Genomic DNA, 13455 nt, shown 5'->3' with positions numbered 1-13455 from the left:
TGTGCAACAGTCGTAACGATCCACCCTTCAGACCTGGCAGTGCCACGCCTGTATCGGAGTTCGAGATGCCGTCCCATCTGTTCGCGGACCGTCCCGCCCCGCAGCCACCGGAGCGGGGCGTGGTGGAGTCCCTCATCACGCGCACCCGCAGCCTGCGCGGTGACGTGGACGCCGTGCGCAGAGACGCCGTCGCTGACGAGCACGACACGCGGTGGCGCTGGCAGCGCGCGCTGTGCGACCTGGCGGTTCACCAACTGGACGATCTCGGCGCGCACTTGGGCCAGCTCAGGAACGGACTGCCCAGCGGTGAGGCCGAGTCGCCCGCCGCGGAGCCTGCGGAGGCCGGGGACCGGACCGATTCGCTGCTGAGCCGGGTCGGCAGCGCCGAGTGGAATCTCCTCACCGACGCGGTCACCTGGTCGCCGGAGCTGTACGAGATCTTCGGCTGCCCGCCCGAGAAGGGCCCGATGACCCTGGACGAACTGCCGTCCGTGATGGTCGCCGAAGACCAGAGCCTGCTCCAGACGCTGGTGACCGACTGCCTCGTCGACGGCAAGCCCATCGACGGCGAGTTCCGCGTCGTCAGGCCCGACCGCCGCGTCCGCACGGTGCACATGATGGGCGAGCCCGTGCTCGACGCCGAAGGCCGCACGGCCTCCATGTGGGCGGTGCTCCGGGACGTCAGCGCGTTACGCCACAGCCAGCGCGCCGTCCACGAGTCCGGTGACACGCTCAGGCGCCGCGAGCGGTCGGTCAGGACCGAACAGCGGCTCGTGGTCGAGTTGCAGGAGGCCGTACTGCCGTCGTGGCGCGGGTCCCTCCAGTCCCCGCAGAGCGACCCCGGCACCCTCGATCTGGCCGGCCACTATCTGCCACCGGCGGGCGGCGGACTCGTTGGCGGCGACTGGTACGACGCGCTGAAGCTGCCCGACGGGAACACCCTGCTGACGGTCGGCGACCTCACCGGCCACGGTGTGACGGCCGCCTCCACGATGGCGACGCTCCTCGGCGCCCAGCGCGGCATGGCGGTGGCGGGTATCGAGCCCGGCGCGCTGCTGGGCCATCTCAACCAACTGCTCGACACGGCCGATCAGCCCGCGCTCGGCAGTGCCGTCTGCTGCCGCTACCGCCCCGAGACCCGCACCCTCGTCTGGGCGCAGGCGGGGCACCCCGCCCCGCTGCTGTTCCGCGACGGGACGGGGCGCGCGCTGACCGAGCTGGACGGCGTCCTGCTCGGCGCGACATCGGGTGCCGCGTACGAACAGGCCGAGATCCAGCTGCTGCCCGGTGATCTGCTGGTGCTGCACACCGGCAGGCTGACGGACCGGACCGGGGTGGACCGGCTCCTGGCGCTCGGGCCCCGCCTGACCGGGGCACGCGACGCGCAGGACAGTGTCAGGACGGTCGTCGAGGAGTTCGGCGAGACCGGACGCGAGGACGACGCCTGTGTACTGGTGGCCAGGATCGGCCCCCAGGCGTAGGGACAGCCGGTGGAGACAGCCGGAGGACACCCCCGACAGCGGGCGCCGGGTAGGTACTGGACGGGGACGTACTAGGTCTCCGAGCTCCTCGGCTTCTTCGCGGGGTCCGGCAGCACCTCGTCGATCTCCTCGCGCAGCTCCTGGACCCCCGCGTGCGACGGATACTGACTCGTGAGCCGGTACATCTCCCGCAGCCGGTCCCAGGTGCGGTGCGACGAGGTCTCCCCCATCGACACGAGCGCCAATCGCGCGTAACGGTCGGCCTGTTCGGGGTCGTCCGCGATGAAGCAGGCCGAGGCCAGCGAGAGATAGTCGAAGATCATCGACCGCTGACGGCCGTTCTGCCGCAGCTCGATCGCCCGCTTGGCATGCCGTTGCGCTATGGCCGCCGCCGAGGGCTCGTGATCGGCGAGCGTACGGAAGGCCAGCGCCTCCATGCCGTGCATGTCCGCCTCGTCGAACATCTGCATCCAGCTCGGCGGTGGCACGTCGCCCTTGTCGGAGACGAACAGGTCCTCCGCCTCGCCCAGGGTCCGGCGCATGGCCTGACCGCGCCCCAGCGACGCCTGTGCCCAGGCCTCGATCGTGCAGAGCATCGCCCGGGTGCGGGGCAGCACCTCGTCCCCTGAACCGGACTTGGCCAGCTTCATCAGGTCCAGCGCCTCGTCGGGCCGTCCCAGATGAACCATCTGACGGGCGGCCCTGGAGAGCGCTTCGCCGGCCCGTGGCCGGTCGCCGCCCTCGCGCGCCGCGTGGGTGGCGATGACGAAGTACTTCTGGGCGGTGGGTTCGAGGCCGACGTCGTGCGACATCCAGCCGGCGAGCACCGCCAGGTTGGCAGCGACGCCCCACAGGCGGCGCTGGAGATGGGGAGGGTGGCGGTACGAGAGCATGCCGCCCACCTCGTTGAGCTGGCCCACCACCGCCTTGCGCTGGAGGCCGCCACCCCGGGCGGCGTCCCAGGCCCGGAACACGTCGACGGAGTGCTCCAGCGCGTCGATCTCCTGCGACCCGATGGGGGCGGCCTCGTAGCGGTCGTACCCAACGGGTTCGGCGTGCAGGGGATCGGCGCTCCGGGGGGCGTCGGCGGTCAGTGCGGGGTCGGAGTGCAGCCAGTCGTACATGGAACTGCTGAGTGCGGTGCCTGCGGTGAGCACGGCGCCCGCGCCCACCAAGCCGCGTCGGTTGAGCATGAGGTCCATTCCCGTGAATTCGGTGAGGACCAAAGCCGTCCGGCCGGGCGCCCAAGGCAGTCCGTCGGGGTGCGATGCGTTCCCGGCGTCCCGTCGTCTCCCCGCGCGTCCTTGTCGTACGAACCCGAGGTCCTCGATGGTCACGACACGACCGAGCCGCTCGGTGAACAGAGACGCCATCACCCTTGGTACCGGATCGCGGGGGATCTCCCCCATGTCGATCCAGCGTCTGACCCGCGAGGTGTCGGTGGCCAGCTGCGGGTGGCCCAGGGCCGCCGCCTGTCTGTTCACCAGCCGCGCGAGTTCGCCCTTGGACCATCCGGCCAGGCCGAACAGGTCCGACAGGCGGGTGTTGGGTTCTCCGGTCACGTCAAGCCCCCAGGTTCTCGGCTGAGTTGACAGTAACCGTCCGTCAGATGCCTGGCGACTATTCGCCAGGCTTCGCCAGGGTCCGCCAGATGGTGTGCCACCCGTGGCGGGGTGTCGGGTAGCAATGCGCCACCCCGTCCCGGCGGCCCGGCACATTCCCCAGGGTGTGGAACGGCCGCCGGGGCGGGAGACGCAGGCAACTCGTCGGTACACGAAGGGATCCGTTCGCCCATGTACACAGCGTCGTCGTACACAGCATCGACCTCCGTGTCCGCCCCGCCCCGACAGCAGCGGCCACCCGCGCCCGGCGGCGGACCGTATCTCGATCCCACCCACACCGGCCGGGGCAGGCGCTGGACGGGGGCGGCCAACGGGCCGCTCGGCGGCAGACTGGACCTGTCGGGCCCCCAGGGCGCGCAGTTGAAGACGGCCATCGCCGCGGTGCACCGGATCTGTCCGGAGTTCAACCCGGTGCAGATGCTGCGGTGCAGTGGCCGCTCGGTGCTGCTGGTCGGGACGACCGGACGGACGACCGCGGTGGCCAAGTGTCTGCTGGACAGGTCGCCCGCGTGGGCCGAGAGCTTCAGGCACGAAATAGCCACTTATCGCTCGTTCGTGCGCCACCGGCCGCCGGTGCGGGTGCCCCGGCTGATCGCCGCCGATCCCGACAACTGCACCCTGGTCGTCGAGCGGATGCCCGGACGTGCCGCGGCCCTGTCGCGCCACCCGGTCGAGGCTCCGCCGCGCGCCGACGTGCGGGCCGTGCTGGGCGCCGTGGCCCGGCTCAACACCTGGCGTCCGCCGGGCGACATGTTCGGTCCCGGTCTCGACTACGCGCGCCGGATCACCCGTTACCACGAACTCGGTCTCTTCACCGACCGGGATCTGGGGGATCTCCAGAAGCTGTTGCACGGTCTCGGCCGGCCGGGCATGCGGCAGTTCTGCCACGGTGACGCGCTCCTCTCCAACATGCTGCTGTCGCCCGCCGGACCGGTGCTGGTCGACTGGGAGCACGCCGGCTGGTATCTGCCGGGGTACGACCTGGCGACGCTGTGGATGGTGCTCGGCGACAACCCGCCGGCGCGCCGGCAGATCAACAAGCTCGCGCAGGCCAGGTGTACGGCGGACCGGGACGCCTTCCTGGTGAATCTGATGATCGTGCTGACCGGGGAGATCCGTAAGTACGAGACGGCGGTGCAGCGCACGATGCGCGAGGTGCCCGCCGGTGCGGCCCAGTCCCAGCCGGGTGCGGCGCCGACCGGCGAGGAGCAGCGGCTGCTGCTGCGGCGGCTGCACGACGACTGCGCCATGGCCCGCCGGGCGGTGCGCGCGGCGGTCGGGACACGCTGACCGTGGGGGTGTCGATCGCCGGACGGGCCTGAAGCCCGTCCGGCGACAGTCTCACGCCACTACGGCCCGAACTCGACCGTGTCCACGTCGAACGCGTTGTTCTGCGGTGACGTGAAGACGAGATAGAGCTTGTGCGTGCCGTCGTGGGCCTTCACCGGGACCGGATCGGTCTGCCGGTAGACTTCCCAGTCCCCGGTGTTGGGGATCGGGGTGGTGGCGAGCAGTTCACCGTCCGGGGAGCCGGCCCGTAGTTCGATCGCGCCGACTCCGTACGGTGAGGAGACCTGGTAGCGCACCGAGTCGATGCCCTCCACGCTCATCGGTTCGAAGGCCACCCAGTCGCCGTCGCTGACGTCGCCGACGCGTTTGCCGTTCGCTGCGCCCGCCTGGTCGACGACGCGGGTGCCGGACTGGTCGTCGTGGTACTCGGCCTGCTTGAGCTTCGGTTGCAGGACGGACCGCCCGTAGCCGGTCAGTGCCGGTGCCCCGGAGCCGCCGCCGTCGGTGTACTTGGCGTTGAGTACGTAGGTGAGGTCGGCGCCCTCGGGGTGACCGCCCAGGTTCCCGGTGTCGACCGTGCCCTCGCAGCCGGGGATGTCGCTGGTCGGGTGCTCGTGGTCGTCGTGCCCGAGTGCCGGGTTGATGGTGACCTTGGAGCAGTCGATGGTCCCGTCCTCCGGGTCGGTGACGGTGATCTTGTACGGGATCTGGTCGCCGAACTCGATGAGTTTGCCGTTGACGGGGATGTCGATGGTCACCTTCGGTGACGTGTTGCCCGCGGTGATGGGCACGTTGGCGAAGCCGGACTTCCCGGTGGAGTCGGTGACCTTCAACTGGGCGCTGAATTCGCCTCCTTCGGTGTAGGTGTGGGTGGCGTTCTCGTCGGTGGAGTCGTAGGTGCCGTCACCGTCGAAGTCCCATTCGAAGGCGAGCGCGTCGCCGTCCGGGTCGGCGCTGCCCGCGCTGGAGAAGTCGACCTTCAGCGGGAGCGGCCCGTCGGTGACGGACGCCTTCGCCTTGGCGACCGGGCTGCGCTTGCCCTGCGCGTAGTCGATGCGGTAGAGGCCGGAGTCGTTGTTGCCGCCGCCGAACTCGCTGCCCCACTCCAGGACGTACAGCGAGCCGTCGGGCCCGAAGGTCATGTCCATGGGGCTCTTGAAGGCGACCGAGTCCATGAAGTCGTTGACCTTGAGGAGCTTCTCGTCCTGGTCGAAGCGGACTTCCTTGATGTAGTTGCGGGACCATTCGTAGAGGAAGCTCGCGCCGTCGAAGTACTCGGGGAACTTCGTCTCGGAGGGGTTGTCCTCGTCGTAGCGGTAGACGGGTCCGCTCATCGGGGCCGAGCCGCCGGCGCCCATCTCCGGGAACTGCTCGGACGCGCCGTAGCCGTACCAGAGTTCGGGCAGCTGGATCGGCGGCAGCTTCTTCAGTCCGGTGTTGTTGGGCGAGGGGTTGGTGGGGTTCGCGCAGTCGAACTTCGCACCGATCTCGTCGGTGTCCGGGTTGTAGGGCGCGTACGCCTGGTTGTCGCCGTGGCAGAACGGCCAGCCGAAGTTCGCGGGCTTCTTGACGACGTTGTACTCGACCAGGCCCTCGGGGCCGCGGTCGGTGGTGGGCAGTCCGCGGTCGGGGCCGTAGTCGGCGAGGTGGACGTAGCCGGTCTCCTGGTCGACGGTGAAGCGGAACGGGTTGCGGAAGCCCATCGCGTAGATCTCGGGCCGGGTCTTGGCCGTGCCCTTGGCGAAGAGGTTGCCCTTGGGGATGGTGTAGCCGCCGGACTTCTTGGGCTTGACGCGCAGCAGCTTGCCGCGCAGGTCGTTGGTGTTGCCCGCGGTGCGCGCGGCGTCGAGCATCTCCTTGCCTTCGCGCCAGTCGATCGGCGCGTAGCCCTGCCAGTCGGGGTCGAGGTTGGGCGGTACGTCGTCGCCGACGCCGAGGTACAGGGTGCCGTCGGGGCCGAACTCGACGGCGCCGCCGGTGTGTCCGGGTTCGGTGAAGGTGCGGTCGCGGTAGGCCGGGACGTCGAGGAGTTTCTTCTCGCTGGCCAGGTCGAGGGTGTTGCCCTTGAGGGTGAATCGGGAGAGCCGGTTGACGTCCTTGGTCTCGGCGGCCGGGGCGTAGTAGAGATAGACCCAGTTGTTCTTCGCGAAGTCCGGGTCGAGTTCCATGCCGACCAGGCCGTCCTCGCCGCCGCTGTAGACGTCGAGCTTGCCGGCGGTGACGGTGGAGTGGGACGCGGGGTCGAAGATCTTCAGTTCGCCGTTGCGCTGGGCGTAGATCGCCCGGCCGTCGTCGGCGACGTCCAGCTCCATGGGGTCGGCGGTGTTGTCGTCGAGGGTGACCTTCTCGTAGGCACTCCAGTCGGTGCCGCCGCAGTCGCCCGGCTCGTCGCCTGCCGCCCACTTCAGTCCGCCGACGACATGGTCGCGGAAGGCCGCTTCGTCGTAGGCGGGGGTGTCGTGGCCCATGGCGGTGGCCCAGACCTTGCCGCCCCCCGTGTTGCGGCACCAGGAGATGGGGTGGTCGGCGCCCATGGCGTCGGGGCCGGGGTTGTACGTCGTCTCGTCGGCGGTGACCAGGACATGGACGTCACCGCGGGGGTTCTCGTCGAAGTTGTACCACTCCTCGGGGCGCTCCCAGCGCTCGGGCAGTCCCTTGGTGGAGGGGTGGACCTGGTCGGCGACCTTGGCCGTGCCCTGGAGCACGCCGGGCGAGTGGGTGGGCATGTGGGCGCCGCCGTTGATGGTCTCGTCCCACCAGGGGAACGCCTCCTCGACGCCCATGTCGAGGGTGTTGTGGATGGCGACGATGCCCTTGCCGCCCTCGACGAATGTCTTCATGGCCTCGCGCTGGGCGTCGGTCTCCCAGACCATGCCGGAGTTCTGGAGCATGACGATCGCGTCGTACTGCGCGAGGTTGTCGTCGCTGAAGACGGTTGGGTCGTCGCTCTGGACGATCTCGAAGCCGTTGTCGGCGGCCTCCTCCTCGAACATCTTGATGCCGTTCGGGATGGACCCGTGGACGTAGCCGACGGCGCGGGTGAAGAGCAGGGCCTTGAAGGCGGGTTCTTCCTTCTCGGCGGCTCCGGCGCCGGTGGGCAGGGCGGTCAGGGCGAGCAGCAGGGCGCCGGCGACGGCGACGAACCCTCTTCGGATCGCGCTCCCGCGCCGTTTGCTGTCATGTGCATGCCATTCCATGTGCCGGTCCTCTCTGGGGGGACGGGATCGGTCGGGTGGTTCTCAGGTGCCGGCCAGGACCCGGCGCAGGAACGCCAGTCCGTCGGTGGCCAGCGCGTCCTGGCTGGGTGCGAGCGGACGCCAGACGGAGGCGGCGACCGCGATCGCGTCGTTGTGCGCGGTGAAGGACTCGATACACAGCGGCCCCCGGTAGCCGGCGTGCGCGAGCGCGGTCAGGAAGCCGGGCCAGTCGAGGTGGTCGGCGCCGGGCGCGCCGCGGTCGTTGGCGCACACCTGGACATGGACGACGCGGCTGCCGGCCTCCCGTACGGCACCGGGCAGGGAGCGCTCCTCGATGTTCTGGTGGTAGACGTCGAGCGCGACGCCGATGGCCGCCGGGTCCAGTCCGTCCATCGCCGCCAGGCACTGGGCGACGGTGTTGAGCAGACTCGTCTCGTACCGGTTCAGCGGCTCGACGGCGATCGTCACCCCCGCCTCCCGCGCGTGGGCGACGACCGGGGCGATGTGCTCGCGCCATTCGGCCCATGCCTCGGTGCGTTCGGTGTCCGTCATGCGCCAGGAGCGCCCGACGGCCGTGTAGACGGGGCCGGCCACGACGGGTGCCCCGATCGTGTGGGCCGCGTCGACGCAGTGCCGCAGATAGTCCCGGGTGGCCCGCACGGTCGCGGGGTCGGTGGCCACGAGGTCGCGGCCGGGCGGCATGACGGCGACGACGGCCGCCGGGGCGAGCCCGGTCGCGGCCAGCAGCTTCGACGTCGCGGCGGGCTCCCAGTCGTGGAGCTGTTCCAGCGGGAGTTCGACGCAGTCGAAGCCCCAGGCGGCCAGGCGCGGCAGCGTCTCGGCGAGGGCTTCGCCGTCGACGGGTGAGTGCCAGATCCACGGGTTGGCGCCGAGCGCGAACGGCATCTGGGGCGGCGGGGCCATCACTTGCCGCCCCAGTCCTTCGGGAATCCGGGCATCGACTCGCAGCCGCACATCGCGTAGTGCAGCGGCGGCATTCCGGGCTTGAGGTAGTCGCCGAGGCTGTCCTGGGTGATGGTGGGCTGCGGGAGCTTCCACTCCTTGGGCACCTGCTCGCCCTTGAGGATGTCCAGCGCGGCGATGACGGGCGTACGCCACTGGAAGGTCGGGTACGCGGGCGCGATCGCCGTGAGGTCCTTGTCCTGCCACGCCTGGAGGAAGTCCTGCTGGTCCTCGCCGGTGATGGGCGGTACGTCCTTGCCCGCGTCCTCGAACGCCTCGACGGCGGCGACGGCCGTGGCGCCCGAGTCCATCCACACACCGTCGATGTCGCCGTGCCGGGTCAGCGCGTCGGTGACGACCGACTTGGCCTTCGCCGGGTCGCCGTCGGTGAACTTCACGTCCACGACGTCGAGTTCGCTCTTGTCGAAGGCGACCTTCGCGGCCGACCAGCGGGTCTCCAGGACGTCCACGCCGGGCGAGATACGCAGCGCGAGGATCTTGCCCTTCGGTTTCACCTTCTCGACGAGGAAGTCGGCCGCCACCGCGCCGTAGGCGTAGCCGCCGATGGGGTTGACGAAGGTGACGGCGCAGTCGGTGTCCACGCCCCGGTCGAAGACGATGACGGGCACCTTGCCGCAGGCCTGCTTCACGGCGGGGGTGAGGGTGGCCGTCGTGTTCGGCGAGACGATCAGCGCGTCGCAGCCGCGGCCGGACAGCTCCTGGATGTCGGAGATCTGCTTGTCGTCCTTGCCCTGGGCGTCCAGGACGGTGAACTTGGTGATCTCCTTGTGCAGTTCCACCTCGGCCCGCATGTTCTTCAGCCCCACCTGGCGCCAGGGATTGAAGACGCCCGCGTTGGAGAAGCACAGCTCGATACCGCTGGGGTCGGCCATCTTGTACTTGGCGGTGTCGACCATCTCCGGGTTGAGCATCTGCTCCCAGGGTTTGCCGTCCGGCCCCTCGGGCTTCTGGTCCGCGAGGGCCAACTGGCGGTCGTACTCGGCCTGTTCGAAGAAGGTGGACTGCTTCCCGGTGCCCGCGTCCGCGTCCGCCGTGTTCGAGCCGCCCGAGGCGGCCGGTGGCGACCCGGGTGGCGCGTCGCTCGTGCAGGAGGCGAGGAGTACGGCGCCGAGCAGCGCGGCGCCCGAGGCGAGGGCGCGCCGGCGGACGGTACGGATGACGGTCATGAGGGTGTTCCTCCCGAGGGGTGCGTACCGGTGGGGTGCGTACGGTCCGGTGGCGTGGTGCCCGGTGGCATAGGACCTGGTGGCCCGCTTCCCGGCGGCGTACGGCGGCGCAGCCGGGACCAGTCGGCGGCTCCGAGGCCGACCGCGGCGATGACGATGACTCCTTGGACGGTGGACTCCAGTGCCCCGGAGACGCCTTGGAGGTTGAGCAGCGTGAACAGGGCCTGGAGGGAGAAGGCGCCGGCCATGGCGGCGACCACCGAGCCCCGGCCGCCGCCGAGCACCACACCACCGAGGACGACGGCGGTGATGGCCTCGAACTCGTAGCCCCGGCCCGCCTGCGCGGACACCCCGGAGAAGCCGCCGACGAGGACGGCGGCGAGCGCGGCGGCGGCGCCGGAGAGGATGAAGGCGACGGTCCGTACCCGGATCACCCGCACGCCGGAGAGCGCGGCGGCGCGGTCGCTGTCGCCGGTGGCGACGAGCGTCCGGCCGAAGTCGGAGCGCGTGACCAGTACGGCGACGGCGCCGGCGACCAGGCACGCGACGACCGCCCAGGGCAGCCAGCCGAAGGCGGTGCCCCGGCCCAACTGGCGGAAGGCGGTGGGCAGTACGCCCTGCGGCGAGCCGCCGGTCCAGAAGAAGACGGCGCCTTCGAGGATGAGCATCATGCCGAGGGTGGTGATGAAGGACGGCACCCGCAGAACGGTGGTGATCAGCCCGCTCACCAGCCCGGCCAGGCCGCCGGCGACGAGCAGGACGGCGGTGATCACCAGCCAGTGGGCGTCGGGGAAGGAGCCGTACAGCTCGGCCGCGACGACCACACCCGCGGTGACGATCGCGCCGACGGACAGGTCGAACTCGCCGCTGACGATGACGAGATACTGCCCGGCGGCCAGGATCACCAGCGGCGCGGCGCGTTTGACGAAGGAGAGGAAGCTGTCGGGTTCGTAGAAGCCGGGGTCGGTGATCAGGAGCGCCAGGAGCAGGACGGCGAGAAGGATGTAGACGGGGATGCCGGTGCCCGGCGCGCGGACGAGGCGCTTGCCGGGGGCGGCCACCGGGACGGCCGCCGCTGGGGTCTCGGTCGGGGCGCTCACGCGGTCCGCCCTTCCGTCGGGGCCTTCGCCTTCGGGGTCCGGCGCGGCCGGGCGTAGAGGGCGACGGCGGCGATGATGACGACGCCGCGCACGACGTTCTTGAAGAACGGGTCGACCGCCAGCTGGTTGAACACGCTGTCCAGGACGGCGAGGACGAACACACCGCCGAGGGTGCCCGCCACTCCCCCCCGGCCGCCCGCGAGGGCCGTGCCGCCGAGGACGACGGCGGCGATCGACTCCAGGTCGTAGCGCGCCTCGGTGCCCGCCCACGGCGCGCCCGCGCCCAGTCGCGCCGCGAGGAAGAGCGCGGCGGCGCCGACGCACAGCGAGCACAGGACGTGCGCGAGGACGACGGTGCGTCCGGTCCGTACGCCGGAGAGCCGGGCGGCGTGTTCGTCCCCGCCGGTGGCGTACATGTGGTGGCCCAGGCGGGTGCGGCGGGTGATGAGCCACATCAGGGCGGCCACGGCGATGAGCAGGAACACCGAGACGGGGACGGGGCCGACGCGGTCGTAGCCCAGGCGCTGGAAGGAGACGGGCACCTCGCCGGCCGGGCCGGTGTAGTTGTCCTCGATCCAGCCGCGCAGGATGAACGCCATGCCGAGGGTCGCGATGAACGCGTTGACCTTGAGCCCGGTGACGATCAGCCCGTTGACGAGTCCGACGGCGACGGACAGCGCGAGGACGGCGAGTACGGCGGTGACGACGCCGCCGCCGGCCATGGTCTCGGCGGCGACGAGCGTGCCGAGGCTGATGAGATAGGCCACGGAGAGGTCGAGTGAGCCGGTGAGGATGACGGCGGACTGGCCGACGGCGACCAGGCCGAGCGCGACGCAGTTCTGGAGGATCGCGACGGCGTTGGTGGTGGTGAGGAAGTTGCCGCCCTGGGCGGCGACGACGATCCAGCCGAGGACGGTCACGGCGAGCGCGGCGAGCCAGACGCCGATGACGGGGTCGACGGAGGTGAGGACGGAGCGCGGCGTCCGGGTTCCGGTCCTGGACGACGACGCCGGCTTCGGTGGGGGGCCGGACGGGGCGGGAGCGGATTCGAGCGTGGTCACGCGGCACCCTCCTGTCGGTCGGGATCGGCGTGCCCGGCGTCCTGGGCGTCCTCGGCGTGTCCGCCGTCGTCCGATCCGCTCGTGGCGAGACGCATGATGCTCTCCTCCGTCGCCCCGGCGGGCAGTTGACCCACCAGCCGCCCGTCTGACATCACGAGGAGCCGGTCGCTCATCCCGATCAGCTCCGGCAGTTCGGAGGAGATGATCAGTACGGCGAGCCCCTCGCGGGCGAGTTCGCGTACGAGGGTGTGGATGGCCGCCTTGGCCCCGACGTCAACGCCCCGGGTGGGCTCGTCGAAGAGCAGCACCTGGGGGTCGGCCGCCAGCCATTTGGCGATGACGACCTTCTGCTGGTTGCCGCCGGACAGGAACTGGGCCTGCTGGTCCTCGCCGCGTGACTGGAGCCGTACGCGCCTCAGGAGTGGGGTGACCTCGCGTCCCGCCGGGGGTCTGCCGCGTACGGCGACGGCGCGGGTGACCAGCAGCGCGTTGTCCCGCACCGACTGGCGCAGGGCCAGCCCCTCGGTCTTGCGGTCCTCGGTGACCAGGGCGACGCCCGCGCGGATCGCCTCGCGCGGCCTCGACGGCCGCAGCGGTTTCCCGCCGACCGTCATGGCGCCGGTGGTGAAGGGCGCCGCGCCGAACAGGGCGCGGGCCAGCGACGTACGCCCCGCGCCCTGGAGGCCCGCGATGCCGACGACCTCGCCGGCGCGCAGCGTCAGGTCGATGTCCCTGATCCGGGCGTTGCCGCCGCCGGTGACGGTGAGCCGTACCTCGCCGATCTCCTCGGGGCGGGCGCGCGGCGGGTAGTACGCGGTCAGGTCGCGGCCGACCATCGCGCGCACGATGTCGTCGGGGGTGGTGTCGGCGGTACGTACGGTGGTGACATGGCGGCCGTCCTTGAGGACGGTGACGCGCCGCGAGAGGTCGAAGACCTCCTTGAGGCGGTGCGAGATGTACAGGATGCCGAGGCCGCGGGCGGTCAGCCGGCGCACGAGGGCGGACAGGAGCGCGACCTCGTGGTCGGCGAGCGGGGCTGTTGGCTCGTCCATGACAAGCACACGCACGTCGGAGGCGAGCGCCTTGACGATCTCGACGGTCTGCTGCCGGGCGACGGACAGGTCACGCACGAGCGTGCGCGGGGTGATGCCCGTCTCGTCTATCTCCGCGAGGAGTTCGGCGGTGCGCCGCTCCATGGCCGCTCGGTCGACCAGGCCGTAGCGGGTCGGCTCCCGGCCGAGGAACACGTTCTCGGCGACGGTGCGGTGGGCCAGGAGCGCGAACTCCTGGTGGATGATGCCGATCCCGGCGGCCTGCGCCTGGCCGGGGTGGCTGAACGTGTGCGCCGTTCCGTCGAGGGTGATCGTGCCGGTGTCGGGGGTGTGCTCGCCGGCCAGGACCTTCATCAGGGTGGATTTCCCCGCGCCGTTCTCGCCCACCAGGGCGTGGACTTCGCCGGGTTGAAGATCGAGTCCCACGTCGTGAAGCACACGCACCCCGAGAAAGCTCTTGGACACGCCCCGCATCGTCAGCATCCCCTGGCTCCCCGATCAC

Annotated in this window: 9 protein-coding genes; 2 read left to right on the top strand and 7 right to left on the bottom strand. The window is 70.8% G+C overall.

The genetic code is table 11. The features are described from left to right. Positions 1 to 65: 65 nt before the first annotated feature. Positions 66 to 1481 (top strand): SpoIIE family protein phosphatase, encoded by a 1416-nt coding sequence (locus OG700_RS36335; RefSeq protein ID WP_405621152.1) that lies wholly within the window; start codon positions 66 to 68, stop codon positions 1479 to 1481. 71 nt (positions 1482 to 1552) lie between these two features. Here the strand turns inward: OG700_RS36335 and OG700_RS36330 are convergent, their stop codons facing one another. Further along, complete coding sequence (locus tag OG700_RS36330) at positions 1553 to 3043, bottom strand: hypothetical protein (protein ID WP_405621150.1); 1491 nt, start codon at positions 3041 to 3043, stop codon at positions 1553 to 1555. Between the two features lie 231 nt (positions 3044 to 3274). On the opposite strand from OG700_RS36330, the gene OG700_RS36325 reads away from it, so the two are divergent. After that, the gene (locus OG700_RS36325; RefSeq protein ID WP_405621148.1) at positions 3275 to 4393 is read left to right on the top strand and encodes an aminoglycoside phosphotransferase family protein; all 1119 of its coding nucleotides are present in this window, start codon (positions 3275 to 3277) and stop codon (positions 4391 to 4393) included. Between the two features lie 59 nt (positions 4394 to 4452). On the opposite strand, the gene OG700_RS36320 is transcribed toward OG700_RS36325, so the two are convergent. From OG700_RS36320 to OG700_RS36295, 6 genes are all read right to left on the bottom strand, one after another. After that, on the bottom strand, positions 4453 to 7590 hold the full coding sequence (locus tag OG700_RS36320; protein WP_405621146.1) for a ThuA domain-containing protein: 3138 nt from the start codon (positions 7588 to 7590) through the stop codon (positions 4453 to 4455). A 42-nt stretch (positions 7591 to 7632) separates the two neighbouring features. Then, positions 7633 to 8514 (bottom strand): sugar phosphate isomerase/epimerase family protein, encoded by an 882-nt coding sequence (locus OG700_RS36315; protein ID WP_405621144.1) that lies wholly within the window; start codon positions 8512 to 8514, stop codon positions 7633 to 7635. Beyond that, positions 8514 to 9740, bottom strand: coding sequence for an ABC transporter substrate-binding protein (locus OG700_RS36310; protein WP_405621142.1), 1227 nt, complete (start codon positions 9738 to 9740; stop codon positions 8514 to 8516). Before OG700_RS36310 ends, OG700_RS36315 begins: the two co-directional genes overlap by 1 nt. Then, positions 9737 to 10840: an ABC transporter permease gene (locus tag OG700_RS36305; RefSeq protein ID WP_405621140.1), complete on the bottom strand. Its 1104-nt coding sequence runs from the start codon at positions 10838 to 10840 to the stop codon at positions 9737 to 9739. The genes OG700_RS36310 and OG700_RS36305 overlap by 4 nt, the downstream gene beginning before the upstream one ends. Further along, a complete protein-coding gene (locus OG700_RS36300; protein ID WP_405622232.1) occupies positions 10837 to 11787 on the bottom strand; it encodes an ABC transporter permease in 951 nt (316 codons plus the stop codon). Before OG700_RS36300 ends, OG700_RS36305 begins: the two co-directional genes overlap by 4 nt. Positions 11788 to 11897: 110 nt before the next feature. Then, on the bottom strand, positions 11898 to 13436 hold the full coding sequence (locus OG700_RS36295; RefSeq protein ID WP_405621138.1) for a sugar ABC transporter ATP-binding protein: 1539 nt from the start codon (positions 13434 to 13436) through the stop codon (positions 11898 to 11900). Between the last annotated feature and the right edge of the window lie 19 nt (positions 13437 to 13455).

This window comes from Streptomyces sp. NBC_01508, from assembly GCF_045040315.1.
In the GTDB taxonomy this organism is placed as follows: Bacteria; Actinomycetota; Actinomycetes; order Streptomycetales; family Streptomycetaceae; genus Streptomyces.
This window is presented reverse-complemented; position numbering and strand designations above follow the sequence as displayed.

Coding starts and splice junctions, on each gene's coding strand:
- OG700_RS36335 (WP_405621152.1), top strand. CDS start 66: ATGCCGTCCCATCTGTTCGCGGACCGTCCCGCCCCGCAGCCACCGGAG.
- OG700_RS36325 (WP_405621148.1), top strand. CDS start 3,275: ATGTACACAGCGTCGTCGTACACAGCATCGACCTCCGTGTCCGCCCCG.
- OG700_RS36320 (WP_405621146.1), bottom strand. CDS start 7,590: ATGGAATGGCATGCACATGACAGCAAACGGCGCGGGAGCGCGATCCGA.
- OG700_RS36315 (WP_405621144.1), bottom strand. CDS start 8,514: ATGGCCCCGCCGCCCCAGATGCCGTTCGCGCTCGGCGCCAACCCGTGG.
- OG700_RS36310 (WP_405621142.1), bottom strand. CDS start 9,740: ATGACCGTCATCCGTACCGTCCGCCGGCGCGCCCTCGCCTCGGGCGCC.
- OG700_RS36295 (WP_405621138.1), bottom strand. CDS start 13,436: ATGCTGACGATGCGGGGCGTGTCCAAGAGCTTTCTCGGGGTGCGTGTG.